The 18,300-nt window shown below is 70.3% G+C and carries 14 protein-coding genes; 3 read left to right on the top strand and 11 right to left on the bottom strand.

Features of this window, described 5'->3' with window-relative positions; all coding sequences use genetic code 11:
* Positions 1 to 357: 357 nt before the first annotated feature.
* The 4 genes from OHA05_RS25420 to OHA05_RS25405 form a co-directional block, all read right to left on the bottom strand.
* Positions 358 to 870, bottom strand: a complete 513-nt coding sequence (locus tag OHA05_RS25420) for an ATP-binding protein (RefSeq protein ID WP_313943972.1) — start codon at positions 868 to 870, stop codon at positions 358 to 360.
* A 261-nt stretch (positions 871 to 1,131) separates the two neighbouring features.
* Complete coding sequence (locus OHA05_RS25415) at positions 1,132 to 1,902, bottom strand: enoyl-CoA hydratase/isomerase family protein (RefSeq protein WP_328861804.1); 771 nt, start codon at positions 1,900 to 1,902, stop codon at positions 1,132 to 1,134.
* A gap of 106 nt (positions 1,903 to 2,008) precedes the next feature.
* Entirely contained in the window at positions 2,009 to 3,253 is a 1,245-nt protein-coding gene (locus OHA05_RS25410) for a L,D-transpeptidase (RefSeq protein ID WP_313948860.1), read from the bottom strand.
* A 252-nt stretch (positions 3,254 to 3,505) separates the two neighbouring features.
* Positions 3,506 to 4,717, bottom strand: a complete 1,212-nt coding sequence (locus tag OHA05_RS25405) for a L,D-transpeptidase (RefSeq protein WP_313943974.1) — start codon at positions 4,715 to 4,717, stop codon at positions 3,506 to 3,508.
* Positions 4,718 to 4,881: 164 nt separating this feature from the next.
* Between OHA05_RS25405 and glgX the strand changes: the two genes are divergently transcribed.
* The 3 genes from glgX (at position 4,882) to OHA05_RS25390 (ending at position 10,987) form a co-directional block, all read left to right on the top strand.
* Positions 4,882 to 7,167: a glycogen debranching protein GlgX gene (glgX, locus tag OHA05_RS25400; RefSeq protein WP_313943975.1), complete on the top strand. Its 2,286-nt coding sequence runs from the start codon at positions 4,882 to 4,884 to the stop codon at positions 7,165 to 7,167.
* Between the two features lie 110 nt (positions 7,168 to 7,277).
* Complete coding sequence (locus OHA05_RS25395) at positions 7,278 to 9,125, top strand: ABC transporter ATP-binding protein (protein WP_328861803.1); 1,848 nt, start codon at positions 7,278 to 7,280, stop codon at positions 9,123 to 9,125.
* The gene (locus OHA05_RS25390) at positions 9,122 to 10,987 is read left to right on the top strand and encodes an ABC transporter ATP-binding protein (RefSeq protein ID WP_328861802.1); all 1,866 of its coding nucleotides are present in this window, start codon (positions 9,122 to 9,124) and stop codon (positions 10,985 to 10,987) included. Before OHA05_RS25395 ends, OHA05_RS25390 begins: the two co-directional genes overlap by 4 nt.
* Before the next feature lie 61 nt (positions 10,988 to 11,048).
* On the opposite strand, the gene OHA05_RS25385 is transcribed toward OHA05_RS25390, so the two are convergent.
* From OHA05_RS25385 to dnaK, 7 genes are all read right to left on the bottom strand, one after another.
* Positions 11,049 to 11,252, bottom strand: coding sequence for a hypothetical protein (locus tag OHA05_RS25385; RefSeq protein ID WP_313943978.1), 204 nt, complete (start codon positions 11,250 to 11,252; stop codon positions 11,049 to 11,051).
* A 69-nt stretch (positions 11,253 to 11,321) separates the two neighbouring features.
* On the bottom strand, positions 11,322 to 11,777 hold the full coding sequence (gene trxA, locus OHA05_RS25380; RefSeq protein WP_328861801.1) for a thioredoxin: 456 nt from the start codon (positions 11,775 to 11,777) through the stop codon (positions 11,322 to 11,324).
* A 5-nt stretch (positions 11,778 to 11,782) separates the two neighbouring features.
* Entirely contained in the window at positions 11,783 to 14,425 is a 2,643-nt protein-coding gene (gene clpB / locus OHA05_RS25375; protein ID WP_328861800.1) for an ATP-dependent chaperone ClpB, read from the bottom strand.
* A complete protein-coding gene (locus OHA05_RS25370; RefSeq protein WP_328861799.1) occupies positions 14,416 to 14,823 on the bottom strand; it encodes a chaperone modulator CbpM in 408 nt (135 codons plus the stop codon). Before OHA05_RS25370 ends, clpB begins: the two co-directional genes overlap by 10 nt.
* Positions 14,820 to 15,773 (bottom strand): DnaJ C-terminal domain-containing protein, encoded by a 954-nt coding sequence (locus OHA05_RS25365; RefSeq protein ID WP_328861798.1) that lies wholly within the window; start codon positions 15,771 to 15,773, stop codon positions 14,820 to 14,822. The genes OHA05_RS25370 and OHA05_RS25365 overlap by 4 nt, the downstream gene beginning before the upstream one ends.
* An 8-nt stretch (positions 15,774 to 15,781) precedes the next feature.
* Positions 15,782 to 16,342, bottom strand: a complete 561-nt coding sequence (locus tag OHA05_RS25360) for a nucleotide exchange factor GrpE (RefSeq protein ID WP_328861797.1) — start codon at positions 16,340 to 16,342, stop codon at positions 15,782 to 15,784.
* 9 nt (positions 16,343 to 16,351) lie between these two features.
* On the bottom strand, positions 16,352 to 18,250 hold the full coding sequence (gene dnaK, locus OHA05_RS25355; protein WP_328861796.1) for a molecular chaperone DnaK: 1,899 nt from the start codon (positions 18,248 to 18,250) through the stop codon (positions 16,352 to 16,354).
* Positions 18,251 to 18,300 lie beyond the last annotated feature (50 nt).

Raw genomic sequence — 18,300 nt, 5'->3', positions numbered from 1 at the left:
TCCGGCCCGCCCTCAAGGGAGGAACGGGCCGGAGTGACCGGCGAAACACCTGATCCAGCTCTCATTCACTCGATATTTACCAGGCTGGTGGCCCACCTCACCTATGATTCACTTCTTGTTCGTCCGCATTTGACTGGTTATGCCGGAGTAGGAGTTTTTGGCATCGAGTCGCCCATCTGCCATAGTCGGGAACACGACCCCCATTGACCCGGGCCAGGTCGTCTTCGGACGCCGTGGAAACACCCCCTCCGTTCCACGGCGCCGTGCAGAAGCCCCCGACGCGCCGCATCCCGGCCGTACGGGGGTTTCTGCGTGGTGGCACGAAAAAAGGGGGCCGCGCCGATGGGCGGCCCCGCGTCAGGGGGTGAGGCGGTCCGTCACCCGCATCTCGAACCAGGTGGTCTTGCCCCGCGGCAGCAGATCGACGCCCCAGCGGTCGGAGAGCTTGTCGACCAGGAAGAGGCCGCGTCCGCTGGTGTCCAGCTCCTGGACCGGCATCAGACAGGGCAGCCCGCGCGAGGGGTCACGCACCTCGATCCGGATCCAGCCGCGGCGGCGCAGCATCCGCAGACCGAAGACCCGTGCGCCGGTGTGCCGCACGGCGTTCCCCACGAGCTCCGAGACCAGTAAAACGGCGTGCTCCGCGGTCTGGGCGGAGAGCGCCCACTGGCGCAGCACGACGCACTGGGTCAGCCGGCGCGCGGTGGCGGCGGACTCGGGGCGCGAGGGGAGCCGGACCTCTTCCTCGGTGGGGTCACCGAACAACTCGATGACTTCGAGGGTCTGTTCGCCCTCACTCACAGGCATCCAACGCGCTGCGGTGGCGCTGCCGCGCTGCCGCATGTGTTCCACACCTTCGAGGCCCGCCATGCTCCCATCATGGCCGCAACAGGCGGCCCGCGTGGCTGTTCCCGCGGAATGGAACCCCAGGAACGAGGCATTCCGAAAAGACCACATGGCATATGACTCCGGCGACATACGGGTGCATTCACCCTGCCTGAGCTGCACTGACGCACGGTCGGCGAATGATCACCGAGCGCAGCGGGCGGACGCCACTTAAGTCTGCCTTAAGGTCCGGTTAAGACCCACACATGGTTGACGGGGCACTCGAAGGTGTCAACTGACCAGAATTCAGAGGAACTTGGCCTTGCCCGGCCCTTCCTCCACAAAGCTCCGCATACCGCGCTCGCGGTCCTCCGTCGCGAACAGGCCTGCGAACCAGTTCCGTTCGATCGCGAGGCCCGTCTCGATGTCCGTCTCCAGACCGGCGTCGACGCACTCCTTGGCGGCCCGCAGCGCCAGGGCGGGTCCCTGGGCGAGCTTCGCGGCCCAGGCGTGCGCCTGCTCGTAGACCTCGGCGGCGGGGACCACGCGGTCGACGAGCCCGATCGCGAGCGCCTCCTCGGCCTTCACCTGGCGGCCGGTGAAAATGAGGTCCTTGGCCCGGGACGGGCCGACCAGCCGGGACAGCCGCTGGGTGCCGCCGGCGCCCGGGATCAGACCGAGCAGGATCTCCGGCTGGCCGAGCTTGGCGTTGTCCGCCGCGATCCGGAAGTCGGCGCAGAGCGCCAGCTCGCAGCCGCCGCCGAGCGCATAGCCGGTGACGGCCGCGACGACGGGCTTGGGGATGCGGGCGACCGCGGTGAACGACTCCTGGAGCGCACGGGACCGCACGACCATCGCCGCGTGATCCATGACCTGCATCTCCTTGATGTCCGCGCCGGCCGCGAACACCTTCTCGCCGCCGTAGAGGACGACGGCGCGCACGTCGTCCCTGCAGCCCGCCTCCTCGGCGAGCTCGCGCAAACGGTTCTGGATGGCGATGTCCAGCGCGTTCATCGGCGGGCGGTCCAGCCGGATCGTGCCGACACCTTCGGAGACCTCGAGATTCACAGTCGTCATGCAGGCAGGTTAACCGGCGCTAACGACAACGGACCCGGTGCTGTCGGTCACAGCACCGGGTCCGCCGCACGGCGTCGAGGAGGTCCGGCCTCCCCCGAGGGGAGCGTTACTTCGTCCAGTCCGCCCAGGACATGTTCCAGCCGTTCAGGCCGTTCTCCGGGGCGATCTGCTTGTCCTTGGAGTTCTTCACGATCACGACGTCGCCGATGATCGAGTTGTTGAAGAACCAGGCGGCCGGTGTGCCCTTGTCGTAGCCGCCGCGCACATCGCGCAGACCGACGCAGCCGTGGCTGACGTTGGCGGAGCCGAAGGTGCCCGACGAGGCCCAGTAGTTGCCGTGGACGAAGGTGCCGGAGGTCGACAGGCGCATCGCGTTCGGCACGTCCTTGATGTCGTACTCACCGCCGAAGCCGACGGTGGCGCCGTTCATCCGGGTCACCTTGTACTTCTCGCTGATGACCATCTGGCCGTTGTAGGTCGTCGTCGACGGCGCGCCCGCGGTGATCGCGACGTTCTTGATCTGCTTGCCGTCCCGGACCACCGTCATCCGGTGCGACTTGGCGTCGACCGTGGAGACCTGGCTGCGGCCGATGGTGAACTTCACCGTCTTGACCTGCTTGCCGTACACGCCCGGCCGTCCCTCGACGCCGTCCAGGTTGAGCTTCACCGTCACCTTGGTGCCGGCGGCCCAGTACTTCTCCGGCCGGAAGTCGAGCCGGTCGTTGCCGAACCAGTGGCCCTCGATCGGCACCGACGGCTCCGCGGTCACCTTGATGGCCTTCTCGACGGCCTCCGGGCTGGTGATGCCCCGGGTGAAGTTGATGGAGACCGGCATGCCGACACCGACCGTGGAACCGTCCTCGGGGGTGTACTGGCCGATGAAGGTGTTCTTCGGTACGAGCGTGGTGAAGGTGGTGTCCTTCGCGGACTCACGGCCGTCCGAGTCCTTGGCCACGGCGTGCACCTTGTACTTGGTGGAGCCGGCCAGGTGCTGGAGCGGCTGCCAGGAGGCGCCGTCCGCCGCGACCTTGCCCTCGATCGGGGTGCCCTTGTCGTCCTGCACGGTGACCGTGGTCAGCTTGCCCTCGGCAGCGGTGACCTTCAGCGCTCCGCTGGTGGCGACCGATGTGGCGCCGTCCTTGGGCGCGATGGTCACGACCGCCTGGGAGGCGGAGTTCCCGACCTTCCCCCCGTCCTTCTTCCCCTTGTCGCCGTCGCCCTTGCCGGAGCCCCCGCCCCCGCAGGCCGTCACGAGCACCAGCAGTGCTCCGACGACAAGAGCCAGCAGCGCGGAGCCCCCACGCCCACGCCCGGCACCGACCGATGCCCCCGATATCGGCTGCCCGTTCACCACGGTCTCTCCCCTCGCACGGCCTGGCCCCGCCACGGCCCGCACCCCCGCGCGCCTCACGCACGCACTTCGCTAGATAATCACACCGCGGGTTGTTGAATCTTCCCGCGATTGTCACCGTTCAGTCCCAACGTGTTGGCCGGGCTCGGGGGATGGGGTGCAGGCCGTGCGGGGTGCGGGCCGCGCACACCGTGAAGGCTGTGCGGGGCCGCGGGGGCGCGAGCCGTGGGGGCTGTGCCCGGGCCGCAGGGGTCAGCGCAGCGCGGAACCTGCCTTCCACTGCTTCCAGTCGAGGTTCCAGCCGCTGAGCCCGTTGCCGGGATCGACCTGCTTGTCGGACGAGTTCACCACCTCGACCACGTCGCCGATCAGCGTCCGGTCGAAGAACCAGCCGGCCGGGGTGTCCGAGCTGCCGCCCTTCACGTCCCGCAGACCGACACAGCCGTGGCTGACGTTGGTCGAGCCGAACGTCTCCGGCGCGGCCCAGTAGTTGCCGTGCAGGAAGGTGCCGGAGTCGGTCAGCCGCATCGCGTGCGGCACGTCCTTGATGTCGTACTCGCCGCCGTAGCCGACGGTCCTGCCGTCCATCCGCGTCACGTCGTGGAGCTCGCTGACGACCATCTTCCCGTTGTACGTCGTGGACTTGGGCGCCCCCGCGGTGATCGGCACGGTCGCGAGGACCTGGTCGTCCCGCCGTACCTCCATCGTCTTGGCCTCCGCGTCGACCACGGAGACCTGGGAGCGGCCGATGGTGAAGGAGACCTTCTTCTGCTGGATGCCGTAGGAGTGCGGCGCCGCCTGGACATCGCGCAGCCGCAGATCGACCGTGACCTTCGTGCCCGGCTTCCAGTACTCGCGCGGCCGGAAGTCGAGCCGGTCCTTGCCGAACCAGTGGCCCGCGATCTCGACCGGCGGCTCGGAGGTGATCCGGATGGCCCGCTCCACGGCCTCCCGGTTGCGGATCTCCTTGTTGAAGTCGAAGGAGACGATCATGCCGGTGCCCACCGTCGCCCGGTTCTCCGGTTTGAAGTAGCCGATGAAACGGCGGTCGGGGACCTCGGTGGTGAAGGTGGTGTGCCGGGCCGAGCGCCGGCCGTGGCCGTCGAGGGCCAGGACGTCGACGCTGTACTTGGCCGCGAGGCCGAGCCGGGCGCCGTCGTCGGGCTTCCACCGCAGACCGTCGTCCGAGATCCGGCCGGGGACCTCGGTCGGCGCCTCGTCCTCGATCTGCGTCACGGTGACCCGTTCGAGCCGTCCGCTGCGCAGTTTCACTTCGAGCGGCCCCTTCGGATCCACCCCCTTGGCGCCGTCCTCGGGAATCACCCGAATGGCCTCCCCGGGAGATCGCGGCTTGCTGCTGATGTCGAACGCCCCGCCGGTGCAGCCGGAGAGCCCGGCCATCAGTCCTGCGCATGTCAGGGCAACGGCCATGCCTCGCCCGGCCCGCTTCAGTACGTGTCTCACGACCACCCAACGACCGCGCCCCTCCAGGGGAAACGTGGGCGGGGGTCATGTTGGGACATCAGCAGCGAGGGAAGAACAGGTGGGAGGACCACGCGCGGGGCGTCACGGCCGGGACTCCGTGACCGCCGGGGGACGTGGCCCGACGAGCCGCGGGAGGCCGGCAGGTGACGAGCGCAGCCGAGCAGGAGACAGCGCAGCAGGAGGGGGTGCGGGCCGACGGGCCCGTCCCCCTCCGGGCAGCCGGCGTCAACGGCCGCCGGGCGGACTCCGATATGCCGGGGCTGCCCGGGCCGTCGGTGTGGCCGGGGGCACCGACGCCGCTCGGTGCCCGCTTCCGGGTGGGGCCGGACGGGGTCGCGGGATGCAACTTCGCGCTCTGGGCAGGCGGGGCGGAGGCGGTGGAGCTGTGCCTGTTCGACGAGGACGGTGTCGAGACCCGGGCGCCGCTGACCGAGCTGACCCATGAGATATGGCACGGCTTCCTCCCGGGGATCCGCCCGGGCCAGCGGTACGGCTACCGGGTCCACGGCCGCTGGGACCCGTGGACCGGAGCGCGCTGGAACCCGGCGAAGCTGCTCCTCGACCCCTACGCCCGTGCGGTGGACGCGGGCCGGGGGAACGACTGGGGTGCGCTGCCGCCCGAGGTGTACGGACACGTCCGCGACTGGCCGCAGCAGCATGTCGCCGACACCGTGCGCGACGACCGGGACTCGGCGCCGTACGTCCCCAAGGGTGTCGTGGTGCACGACGACGACGACTGGGCCGACGACCGCAGGCCCAAGACCCCGTGGGCCGACACGGTCATCTACGAACTGCACGTGAAGGGCTTCACCAAGCTCCACCCGGACATCCCCGAGGAGCTGCGGGGCACCTACGCGGGCCTCGCGCATCCGGCGGCCGTCGACCATCTGGTGCGGCTCGGGGTCACCGCCGTCGAACTGCTGCCGGTGCACCAGTTCGCCCACGAGGACCATCTGCTCAAGCGCGACCTGCGCAACTACTGGGGCTACAACTCCATCGGCTACTTCGCCCCCCATGCCGCGTACTCCTCCAGCGGGACCCGCGGCGAGCAGGTCGGCGAGTTCAAACGGATGGTGCGGGCCCTGCACGCCGCCGGGATCGAGGTCATCCTCGACGTCGTCTACAACCACACGGCGGAGGCGGGCGAGCTCGGCCCGACGCTGTCGCTGCGCGGCATCGACAACCGCGGCTACTACCGGCTGCATTCGGACCCGCGTGCCTACACGGACTACACCGGCTGCGGCAACACCCTGCACGTGGTGCAGCCCCATGTGCTGCGGCTCATCACCGACTCGCTGCGCTACTGGGTGACGGAGATGGGCGTCGACGGGTTCCGCTTCGATCTGGCCGCGGCGCTGGCCCGGTCGATGCACGACGTCGACATGCTCTCCCCCTTCCTCGCCGTCATCGCCCAGGACCCGGTGCTGCGCCGGGTGAAGCTGATCGCCGAGCCGTGGGACGTCGGCAGCGGCGGCTATCAGGTGGGGGCCTTCCCGCCGCTGTGGACGGAGTGGAACGACCGCTACCGGGACGCGGTGCGCGACTTCTGGCGCGGCTCGGTGCCGGACGTGCGCGACCTCGGGTACCGGCTGTCCGGCTCCAGCGATCTGTACGCCTGGGGCGGCCGGCGGCCGTACGCCTCGGTCAACTTCGTCACGGCGCACGACGGATTCACCCTGCGCGACCTGGTGACGTACGAGCACAAGCGCAACGAGGCCAACGGTGAGGGCAACCGCGACGGCACCAACGACAACCGGGCCTGGAACTGCGGCGCCGAGGGCGAGACCGACGATCCGCTCGTCAACGCGCTGCGCAGACGGCAGATCCGCAATCTGCTCACCACCCTCCTCGTCTCCACCGGTGTGCCGATGCTGGTCGCTGGTGACGAGATGGGGCGTACGCAGGGCGGCAGCAACAACGCGTACTGCCAGGACAACGAGGTCAGCTGGGTGGACTGGTCCCTCGCCGGACAGCCCGGACCGAAGAGCCTGCTGGACCTCACCACCCGGCTGCTGGCGCTGCGCCACGCCCATCCGGTGCTGCGCCGGCGCGCCTTCTTCTCGGGCCGGGCCCATGCCGTGGACGGGCTGCGGGACCTGGCCTGGTTCACGGCGAAGGGCACGGAGATGACCGAAGGCGACTGGTACGCCCCGGCGTCCACGCTGGCGCTCTATCTCTCGGGCCGTGACATCCCCGGTCGTGACGCCCGGGGCGCGGAGGTGACGGACGACAGCTTCCTGGCGATCCTGCACGGCGCGGACCGCCCGACGGACTTCCGGCTGCCGGGCGCGCCCTGGGCGCAGTCCTACGAGGTGGTCGTCGACACCTCCTGGGAGGAGCAGGAGTCGGCGCCGGGAGTCGTGTACCGGGGCGGGGAGACGGTGAGTGTGGGGGCGCGGTCGGTGCTGCTGCTGCGAGCGAGGATGTGAGGGGGCCGCGGCGGGGCGTCCTGGAGATGGGTGCACGGGGCACCGGCCGTCGGTGCGTGGCCGGTAATTCGGGTGAGCGCTGTCAGTGGTGAACCGTAGGCTCACCCCTGATGTCGACACCACATGCAGCCACCGAGGACCGGTCAGCCGTGCGTTCGCTGCTGCGGTTGTGGCCCTACGTACGACCGGTGCGAACGCGTCTGTTCAGCGCGGCTTTCATCGCCGTCGTCGCCTCCTGTCTCGGCCTGGTCATCCCGCTCGTCCTGAAGTGGATCGTGGACGGCCCGGTGGCGGACCGCGATCCCGGCGGGGTGTGGCTCGGGGCGTTCGCCCTGCTGCTGCTCGGGATCGCCGAGGCCGTGCTGTTCGGCTTCCGGCGGTGGCTGGTGGCCCGGCCGCTGGCCGGGGTCGAGGCGTCGATGCGCGCCGATCTCTACCGGCATCTCCAGCGGCTGCCGGTGGCCTTCCACGACCGCTGGGCGTCGGGGCAGTTGCTCTCCCGGGGCACCACCGACCTGATGCTGCTGCGGATGTTCCTCGCCTTCCCGCTGACCTTCCTGCTCGTCAACGCGACGACGATCCTGGTCGGCTATGTGATCCTGCTGGGCCAGGACTGGACCCTCGGGCTGGTGCTGACGGCGCCGATCGTGCCGCTGGTCGTGCTCTGTTCGTACTTCGAGTCGCGCTACGCCGTCGTCGCCCGACGGGCACAGGACCAGGTCGGCGATCTGACGACGGTGGTCGAGGAGAGCGTCCTCGGCATCCGCATCATCAAGGGCTTCGGCCGCCACCGCAGCCAGGCGCTCGCCTTCCGCGAGCTCTCGCAGCGACTGCGCGGGACCGAGCTGGGCAAGGCCCGGCTGCTGGCCGGGATCTGGGCCCTGATCACCACCATCCCCGAGATCACCATCGGCGCCGCGCTGGTGCTCGGCACGGTCCAGGTCGCGGACGGCGGTCTGTCGGCGGGCACCCTGGTGGCGTTCCTGTCGACGGCGCTGGCGCTGCGCTGGCCCGTGGAGTCGATCGGTTTCCTGCTGGCGATGAGCCAGGAGGCGGCCACGGCGACCGAGCGGTTCTTCGAGGTGATGGACGCCGAGAGCGAGTCGGAGGTGCTCACCGAGTCGGGTCCGCCGGCCGCCGGCGGGGAGGGACTGTGTTTCGAGGGCGTCGAGTTCCGCTACCCGGACGCGGCGGCCGACGCCCCACCGGTGCTCGCGCGTATCGATCTGCGGGTGCGGCCCGGCGAGACGATGGCCCTGGTCGGCGGGACCGGCAGCGGGAAGACCACGCTGACCGCGCTCGTCCCCCGGCTGCACGAGGTCACGGGCGGCCGGATCACGCTCGACGGCGAGGACGTCGCCGCGATGCCGCGCGAACGGCTGCGGGAGCTGGTGTCGGTGGCCTTCGAGGAGCCGACCCTCTTCTCGGCGAGCGTCGGCGAGAACGTCCTGATGGGCACGGACGGCGCGGGCGCACCGGAGCTGGAGCGGGCACTGGAGGTGGCACAGGCCGGCTTCGTGGCGTCCCTCCCGCACGGCTGGGACACCCAGGTCGGGGAACAGGGGCTGAGCCTGTCGGGCGGTCAGCGCCAGCGGCTCGCCCTGGCCCGTGCGGTGGTCGGCCGCCCCCGCTTCCTGGTGCTGGACGACCCGCTGTCGGCGCTGGACGTCCACACGGAGGCACTGGTGGAGGCCGCGCTGCGGCGGGTTCTCCAGGACACGACGGCCCTGGTGGTCGCCCACCGGCCCTCCACGGTGCTGCTGGCCGACCGGGTGGCGCTGCTGTCGGGGGGACGGATCGCCGCGGTGGGCACGCACCACGAACTGCTGCGTACGAACGCGGAGTACGCCTGGCTGATGTCGGGGGGCGACAGCGCGGCTCCCGGCACCGACGGCGCGCAGTCCTCCCACGAGGCCCACGCCTTCGACGACCGGCTCAGTGAGGAGAGCGCACGATGACCGCGACCACGACGACGACCGCCGCCGGGGCCGGGACCGGTCCCGCCGGCGGAAGCGGCGCCTCCGCCGAGGGCGATCCCTTCGACCGGGACGACCTTCCGACGGCCAGGGGCGCGACCGGCGCCCTGCTGCGGTCGCTGCTCGCGCCGCACCGGGCGCGCGTCGTGCGGGTCGCCCTGCTCCTGCTGCTCCAGCAGGCCGCCGTGCAGGCCGGGCCGCTGCTCGTGGCGTACGCGATCGACCGCGGTGTGCCGGCCTTCCGGCGCGACGACTACGGCCCGCTGATCCTGGTGGCCGTCGGCTACGCGGTCTGCTCGTTCGGCGCGGGGCTGCTCCAGTACTCCTTCATCCGGGCGTCCGCCCGGGTCAACCAGGACGTCCTGCTGGATCTGCGCGGCCGTATCTTCCGGCATGCGCAGGCCCTCAGCGTCGACTTCCACGAGCGCTACACCTCGGGGCGGCTGATCTCCCGGTCGACCACCGATGTCGAGTCGCTGCGCGAACTGCTCGGCGAGGGGCTCCAGGAGCTCATCAACGTCATCCTCGCCTTCGTCTTCATCTCCGTGATGCTGCTGTGGCTGGACCTCGGGCTCGGCGGGGTGGCCGTCGCCTCGTTCTTCCCGCTGTATCTGCTGGTACGGCTCTACCAGCGCCGGGCCAGGGCCATCTTCGCCCGCCGCTCCACCGCGATCGCCGCCGTCATCGTGAAGTTCGCCGAGACGATGAACGGCATCAGGCCGGTACGGGCGTTCCGGCGCGAGCAGGCCAACGACGCCGCCTTCCGGCAGCTCAACGACCGCCACGGCCGGATCAACGGCGACTCGCTCCTGGAGATGGCGCGCTATGTCGTCGGCTCGCGGCTCGTCGCCAACACCGCTGTCGCCGGGATCGTGCTGTGGGGTGCGTACCGGGTCGCGGACGGGACGCTCGCACTCGGTGTACTGGCGGCGGCCGTGCTGTATCTGCGGCGGCTCTACGACCCGATCGACCGCCTGGGCATGTTCCTCAACTCGTACCAGTCCGCGGCCGCTTCGCTCCAGAAGATCGCGGGCCTGCTCGCCCAGACCCCGTCGGTCCCGCAGGCCGCGGCACCCCGCCCGCTGCCCGCCCTCGCCGGTGACCGGCCGGGCCGTGAGGTCGTGTTCGACGAGGTGCGCTTCGCCTATCGCACGGGCGGCGAGGTACTGCCCCGCTTCGACCTGACGATCCCCGCGGGCCAGACCGTCGCGGTCGTGGGCACGACGGGTGCCGGAAAGTCCACGCTGGCCAAGCTGCTGGCCCGGTTCTACGACCCGACGGACGGCAGAGTCCTCCTCGACGGCGTCGATCTGCGCGACCTGGCGACGCCCGACCTGCGGCGGGGTGTCGTGATGGTCACCCAGGAGGCGTTCCTCTTCTCCGGCACGGTCGCCGAGAACATCGCCGTGGGGCGTCCCGATGCCACCCGCGAGGAGATCGAGCGCGCGGCCCGGGCGATCGGCGCGCACGACTTCATCAGCAGCCTGCCGGACGGCTACGACACGGACGTCCGCAAGCGGGGCGGCCGCATCTCGGCCGGCCAGCGGCAGCTGGTGGCCTTCGCCCGGGCGCTGCTCGCCGACCCGTCGGTACTGATCCTCGACGAGGCGACGAGCTCGCTGGACATCCCGGGCGAACGCGCGGTGCAGCGGGCGATGGACACCGTGCTGCACGGGCGTACGGCCGTGGTGATCGCCCACCGGCTGTCCACGGTGGAGATCGCGGACCGGGTGCTCGTGATGGAGCACGGCCGGATCGTCGAGGACGGCGCTCCGGCCGATCTCGTCGCGGGCACGGGCCGGTTCGCGGACCTCCACCGGGCGTGGCGGGACAGCCTGGTCTGAGGCGGTGTGGTCACGGTGGTATCCGGTGGATGCCGCCGTGGACGGACGCCGCCGCAGTCGGTCAGGGAAGCAGTTTGTTGACGGCCGCGGTGCCTTCTTCGGCCATCTTGCGCTCCGCCCACTTCAGGTTCGCGGGGGTGACGTCCCGTCCCGAAGCCAGCACCAGGTCCTCGGGGGTCACCTCGCCCTCGGCGCCGGTGCGCAGTCTCGCGTCGGGCGTCACGTCGCCGGGTGACGGCCGCTGCGACTCGGGTTGTGTGCTCATGTGCTGCCTCCTTGTGTGCTCCATGGGGCTCGCGGCCCCCTGGGGCGTCCCCTCTCGGGGCGCCGGCCGTCAGCGGCGGCCGGCGATGGTCTCCTCGACCCAGGTGCGCAGGGTCGCGGCGGGTGCCGCGCCGGCCTGGCGGGCGATCATCTCTCCGTTGTCGAGCAGGAGCAGGGTGGGTACGGCCTGCACCTGGAACCGTTGGGCGATGCGGGGGGCCTGGTCGACGTCGACCTTGACGAGTTTGATCCGGCCGGCGAGTTCGTGGGCGACCTGCTCCAGAGCGGGGCTGACCATGCGGCACGGTCCGCACCAGGTGGCCCACAGATCCACCAGGACGAACGGCGTGGCCTTCTCCGCGACCTCGGCGAAGTCCTCGTCGCCGGCGTCGGTGATCCAGGGGAGCGGTGAGCGGCAGTTGCCGCAGCGGGGGGTTCCCTGCGCGGCTGCCGGCAACCGGTTCTTGTGGCCGCAGGCGGTGCAGTTGACCGTCGCGGTCCTGGTCGCGGTCCCTTGGCCGGCCATCGGATTCACGCGGCTTTCTGCACGTCGGCGGGGTCGGCCGCGCCGTAGGTGACCATCAGTTCGCCGTTGTGGGCGTCGACCCGGATCTCCGATCCGTCCTGCACGTCACCGCGGATCAGGGCGCGGCCGATGAGTGTCTCGACCTCGTGGGAGATGTACCGGCGCAGCGGCCGGGCTCCGTAGACGGGGTCGAAGCCCTGCTGGGCGATGAGTTCGACGGCGGGCCCGGTGAGGTGGACGGTGATCTGCCGTTCGGCCAGGCGCCGGCGCAGATCGGCGAACTGGAGCTCGACGATGTGTTTGATCTGGTCCATGCCCAGGGGCCTGAACAGGACGACGTCGTCGATACGGTTGAGGAATTCAGGGCGGAAGTGGCTCTGCAGTTCGCCCATCACCAGGGCCCGCGCCTCGGGTTTGATCTCACCGTCGGCGCTCACCCCGTCCAGCAGATAGGCCGAGCCGAGGTTGGACGTCATGATGACGACCGTGTTGCGGAAGTCGACGGTGCGGCCCTGGGCGTCGGTGATGCGGCCGTCGTCGAGGACCTGGAGCAGGGTGTTGAACACATCGGCGTGCGCCTTCTCCACCTCGTCGAACAGGACCACGGAGTACGGCTTGCGGCGCACCGCCTCGGTGAGCTGACCACCCTCCTCGTAGCCGACGTATCCGGGCGGCGCTCCGACCAGCCGGCTCACCGTGTGGCGTTCCTGGTACTCGCTCATGTCCAGGCGGATCAGGCTCTCCTCACTGTCGAACAGGGCGGCGGCGAGTGTCTTGGCCAGCTCGGTCTTTCCGACGCCGGTGGGGCCGAGGAAGACGAACGAGCCGATGGGCCGCCGCGGGTCGCGGATGCCGGCGCGCGCGCGGATGATGGCGTCGGTGACAAGTTTGACGGCCTCGTCCTGGCCCACCACGCGCTCGCCGAGGATCTCGTCCAGTCGCAGCAGCTTGTCGCGCTCGCCTTCCTGGAGGCGGGTGACGGGGATGCCCGTCCAGGCGGCGACGATCTCGGCGATCTCGTCCTCGGTGACGACCTCGCGCAGCAGCCGGCTCTCGCCCTGCTTGGCCGCGAGTGCCTCCTCCTCGGCCGCCAGCCGCCGTTCCAGTTCGGTGAGTCGGCCGTAGCGCAGTTCGGCCGCGCGGTTGAGGTCGTAGGTGCGTTCGGCTTCCTCGGCGTCCTGGCGGACCTGTTCCAGTTCCTGCCGCAGTTCCTGCACGCGCCGGATGGCCTGGCGTTCGGCCTCCCACTGGGCGTGCATCGCGTCCGCCTCGGAGCGCAGGTCGGACAGTTCGCGGCGCAGTTCGTCCAGGCGTTTGGCGCTCGCGGTATCGCTCTCCTTCTCCAGTGCCGCCGCCTCGATCTCCAGCCGGGTCACCCGGCGGGTGATCGAGTCGAGTTCGGCCGGCATGGAGTCGATCTCGGTCCGCAGCCGGGCGCAGGCCTCGTCGACCAGGTCGATGGCCTTGTCGGGAAGGAAACGGTCGGAGATGTAGCGGTGGCTGAGGGTCGCGGCGGCGACCAGCGCGGTGTCCTGGATCTTCACGCCGTGGAAGACCTCCAGGCGTTCACGCAGTCCGCGCAGGATGGAGACGGTGTCCTCGACGCTCGGCTCGTCCACCACGACCTGCTGGAAGCGGCGTTCGAGAGCCGCGTCGGACTCGACGTACTTGCGGTACTCCTCCAGCGTGGTGGCGCCGATCATGTGCAGCTCACCGCGGGCCAGCATGGGCTTGAGCATGTTGCCCGCGTCCATGGCGCCCTCCGCGCCGCCTCCCGCGCCGACCACGGTGTGGAGTTCGTCGATGAACAGCAGGATCCGCCCCTCCCCGCCCTTGACCTCACTCAACACCGCCTGGAGACGTTCCTCGAACTCACCCCGGTACTTCGCACCGGCCACCAGCGAACTCATGTCAAGGGCGAAGATCGTCCTGTCGCGCAGCCCGTCGGGCACATCGCCGCGGACGATCCGCTGCGCCAGACCCTCCACGATCGCGGTCTTGCCCACCCCCGGGTCGCCGATCAGGACGGGGTTGTTCTTCGTCTTACGGCTGAGGATCTGGATCACACGCCGGATCTCCTCGTCACGGCCGATCACCGGATCCATCCTCCCCGTCCGCGCCTCCGCCACCAGGTCACGGCCGTACTTCTCCAGCGCCTCGTAAGAGCCCTCGGGCGTCGCCGACGTCACCCGCTGATTCCCGCGGATACGGGTCAGCGCGGACAGGAAACCGTCCTTCGTCACACCGTTCTCGGCAAGCAGACGCCCCGCACCGGTCGCGGACCCCTCATCGACCAACGCCAGCACGAGATGCTCGACCGACACATACTCGTCCTTCAGCCGCTTGGCCTCCTCCTCCGCCGCGTCCAGCAGCTTCGCCAGCCGCTGCGTGACAAACACCTGACCCGGACTCGCACCCGGACCGGTCACTTTCGGCCGACGCGCCAACTCCGCGGACACCGCCGAACGCAACGCCCGGGTATCGGCGCCCGCCTGATCGAACAGCCGTGGAATCAACCCGTCCGGCTGATCGAGAAGAGCGAGCAGCAGATGCTCGCCGTCGACCTCGGTCTGGTTCAGCCGGCCGGCGATCGTCTGAGCCTCCTGCAAAGCCTCCTGCGACTTCTGGGTGAGCCGGTTCATATCCACGATTCGTCCCTCCTCGAACTGGTGTTGCTGCGCCGCAGCGCGTCCTCGAGTTCGGCGATCCGGTCGAGCAGATCGAGCACCAGGCCGATGGACGCATAGTTGAGAGGAAGCCCCGCCCGCAACCGCTGAATACGCGCCAGGGTCGCGGGAGCGGTCGGCGCGAACCGGAGCTCTCCACGGGCGTCGCGGGTCGCCTCGACGAGGCCGAGGCTGACGAACCGCCGTACGAGGTCGGGGTGGAGACCCGAGCGCCGGGCGACGGTGTCGAGGTCGAGCCGGCGCGCGGGCACCATCGCGTAGCTGCGGACCCGTACATCGAGGTGCTGTGCCGGGGCCGCTTCCGTGCGGCTCGCGCCCCCGGGTGCCGGGGCGGCTGCGGATCGCGGATCGTTGCTCATCCTGGCTTCCTCGGGTCGAAGGTGGACACGGCCGCCAGCTTCTCGAAGAGCTCGCGCTCCTCGTCGTCGAGCTCGGGCGGCACCATGATGCGGATCTCCGCGTAGAGGTCTCCGTCGACGCCACGGGGATGGGGCATGCCCTCGCCGCGCAGCCGCAGCCGCCGGCCGCTGGAGGAACCGGCGGGCACCGTGACCCTGGCCGAGCCGGTGGGGGTGGGGACCGGCACGGTCGCGCCGAGGGCCGCCTCCCAGGGGGTCACCGGTACCGCGACATGAATGTCCCGGCCCTCCAGCCGGAACCGGGCATCGGGCTTGATCCGGACCCGCAGGAGCAGGTCGCCCGCGGGTCCGTCCCCGCTCCCCCGTCCGCCCTCCCCGGCGAGCCGGATGCGCTGTCCGTCGACCACTCCGCGCGGGATGTTCACGTCATAGGTCCGCTGCCCGTCCGGGCCGGCGAGGGTGATACTCCGGTGACCGCCCCGGTAGGCCTCCGCGACGCTGAGCTCGATCTCCGCCTCCTGGTCGGCGCCGGGGACCGGCCCGAAGCCCCCGCCGCCGGCACCGCGCCCGAACATCCCGCCGAACAGGTCCTCGAAGTTGATGCCCGAGTCGTCGAACCCCTGACCGCCGCCCGTGCTGTAGCGAACCCGGCCACCCCCGCCCGGCCGGCCGTACGGGCCGCCGCGCGCACCCGCACCCGCGGCCACCCGCTCGTCGTAGTCCTCCGGGACCTGCCGGAAATTCTCGCCGAAACGGTCGTAGCGCTGCCGCGTCTTGGGGTCGGAGAGCACGCTGTACGCCTCGTTGATCTCCTTGAAGCGCTCCTCGGACTGCGGGTCCTTGCTGATGTCGGGGTGATGCTTGCGCGCCAGTTTGCGAAACGCCTGCTGGATCTCCTCGGAGTCCGCATCACGCCGCACCCCGAGCACGTCGTAGTAGTCACGGGCCATGGAGGGCCTCACTCCTGCCGTTTGGCGACGATCACGGAGGCCGGCCGCAGTTGGCTGTCACCCGCGCCGTAGCCGGGGCGTACGACCTCGACGACCGTGTTCGGCTCGGCGCCCTCCGCCTCGACCACGCCGACGACCTCATGCTCGGCCGGGTCGAACGGCACCCCCGTCCGGTCGTTACGGGGATAACCGAGGCGGGCCAGGACATCAACAGCCTGATCCCGTACGGCTTTGACACCCTCCAGCACGGGAGAGGAGTCGGACCCGGCGTGGGCGAGGGCCAGTTCCAGATTGTCGAGAACCGGCAGCCAGGCCGCCGCGGTACGGGCGCGCTCGGCGCCCCGTTCGCGCTCCAGCTCCCTGGCATGACGTTTGCGGAGGTTGTCCAGATCAGCGAGGGCCCGGTGCCAGCGGTCCCGGAGGTCGGCCAGCTCGGCGGTGCGGTCGTCCGCCTCGGGCACCTGCCCGGACTCCGCGGACTCCGCCGAGTCCGGCCGGCCGGCGGACCGCTCCGGCGGGGTGTCGCCCAGCTCGTCCGGGGGCGTCACCGGCCCCTGTTCGGTGGACATGACCGCACCTCAGCTCTTGTCGAATTCGGCGTCGATCACGTCGTCCTCGGATCCGCCGGGACTCGCGGCACCGGCGCCGGCGCCGGCCCGGTCCTGCCCGGATGCCCCCGCGCCCGCCGGCTGCGAGGCCAGCGCGGCGTAGATCTGCTGGAGTTCGGAGGTCAGCGGCCTGACCTTGTCCACCGGCGCTGCCTGTTGCACGGCCTCGCGCGCTTCGGTGACGAGCATCTCGGCCCGCGCCCTCTCGTGGGCCGCCGCGGCGTCGCCCATCTCACCGAGGCGTCGTTCGACCTGGTACGCCACGGCGTCCAGCTCGTTGCGGGCGTCCACGGCCTCGCGCAGTGCCTGGTCCTCCCCGCGGTGCCGGTCGGCCTCCTGGACCATCCGCTCGACCTCGCTCTGGTCGAGGTTGGATCCCTCGCTGATGGTGATGCTCTGTTCCCTGCCGGTGTCCTTGTCGCGGGCGGTGACGTTCAGGATGCCGTTGGCGTCGACGTCGAAGATGACCTCGATCTGCGGCTCGCCGCGCGGTGCGGGGCGGATGTCGGTGAGCTGGAAACGTCCGAGGACACGGTTGTCCGCGGCGAGTTCACGCTCGCCCTGGAGGACGACGATGTCGACCGCGGCCTGGTTGTCCTCGGCCGTGGAGAAGGTCTCCGTACGGCGGACGGGGATCGTGGTGTTCCGTTCGATGACCTTGGTCATGACTCCGCCGCGGGTCTCCACACCCAGGGACAGCGGGATGACGTCGAGCAGCAGGACGTCCTGGACCTCGCCCTTGAGCACACCGGCCTGGATCGCGGCGCCGAGCGCCACGACCTCGTCCGGGTTGACGCTCATGTTCGGGTCCTTGCCGCCGGTGAGGCGGCGGACCAGCTTCTGCACGGCCGGGATACGCGTCGATCCGCCGACCAGGATGACCTCGTCGATGTCGTTCTCGCTGATCTTGGCGTCGGCCATCGCCTGCTTGACGGGTTCCAGGGTCCGCTCGACCAGGTCCGCCGTGATCTGCTCGAACGTGGAGCGCATGACCGTCTCGGTGAGGTGCTTGGGGCCCTCGGCGTCCGCCGTGATGAACGGCAGGTTGACCTGGGTCTGGGTCACCGAGCTCAGTTCCGTCTTGGCCTTCTCCGCGGCTTCGAAGAGCCGCTGGAGTGCCTGCGGGTCCTTGCGCAGATCGATGCCGTTGGACTGCTGGAAGTTGTCGGCCAGGTAGTCGACGAGGCGGCGGTCGAAGTCGTCGCCTCCGAGGTGGCTGTCGCCGGAGGTGGAGCGCACTTCCACCACGCCGTCGCCGACGTCCAGGATGCTCACGTCGAAGGTGCCGCCGCCGAGGTCGAAGACGAGCACGGTCTCGTGCCCCTTCTTCTCCATCCCGTAGGCGAGGGCGGCCGCGGTCGGCTCGTTGATGATCCTCAGGACATCGAGGCCCGCGATGCGGCCGGCGTCCTTGGTGGCGGTGCGCTGCGCGTCGTTGAAGTAGGCGGGCACCGTGATGACGGCCTCGGTGATCTTCTCGCCGAGCTGCTTGCTCGCGTCGTCGACGAGCTTGCGCAGGACCAGCGCGCTGATCTCCTCGGGCGCGTACAGCTTGTCGCGCACCTCGAAGCGGGCGACGCCGCCCTCGCCCTCGACGACGTCGTAGGCGACGGCCTTGGCCTCGTCGGAGATCTCGTCGTAGTGGCGGCCGATGAACCGCTTGGCCGAGTAGATCGTGCCCTTGGGATTGAGGATCGCCTGGCGGCGGGCGAGCTGTCCCACCAGCCGCTCGCCGCTGTCGGAGAAGGCGACGATGGAAGGTGTCGTGCGGGTGCCTTCGGCGTTCGGTACGACGGTCGGTTCGCCCCCTTCCCACACGGCTATCACCGAGTTGGTGGTGCCCAGATCGATTCCGACTGCCTTACCCATGAGGAACTCCTTCGCCTGGCACTTCCCGACGTCCGCCCGTACCTGGGGGG

This window comes from Streptomyces sp. NBC_00306 (assembly GCF_036169555.1).
GTDB lineage: Bacteria > Actinomycetota > Actinomycetes > Streptomycetales > Streptomycetaceae > Streptomyces > Streptomyces achmelvichensis.
The sequence above is the reverse complement of the archived record's forward strand: the minus strand, read 5'-3'. Positions and strand labels throughout refer to the sequence as shown.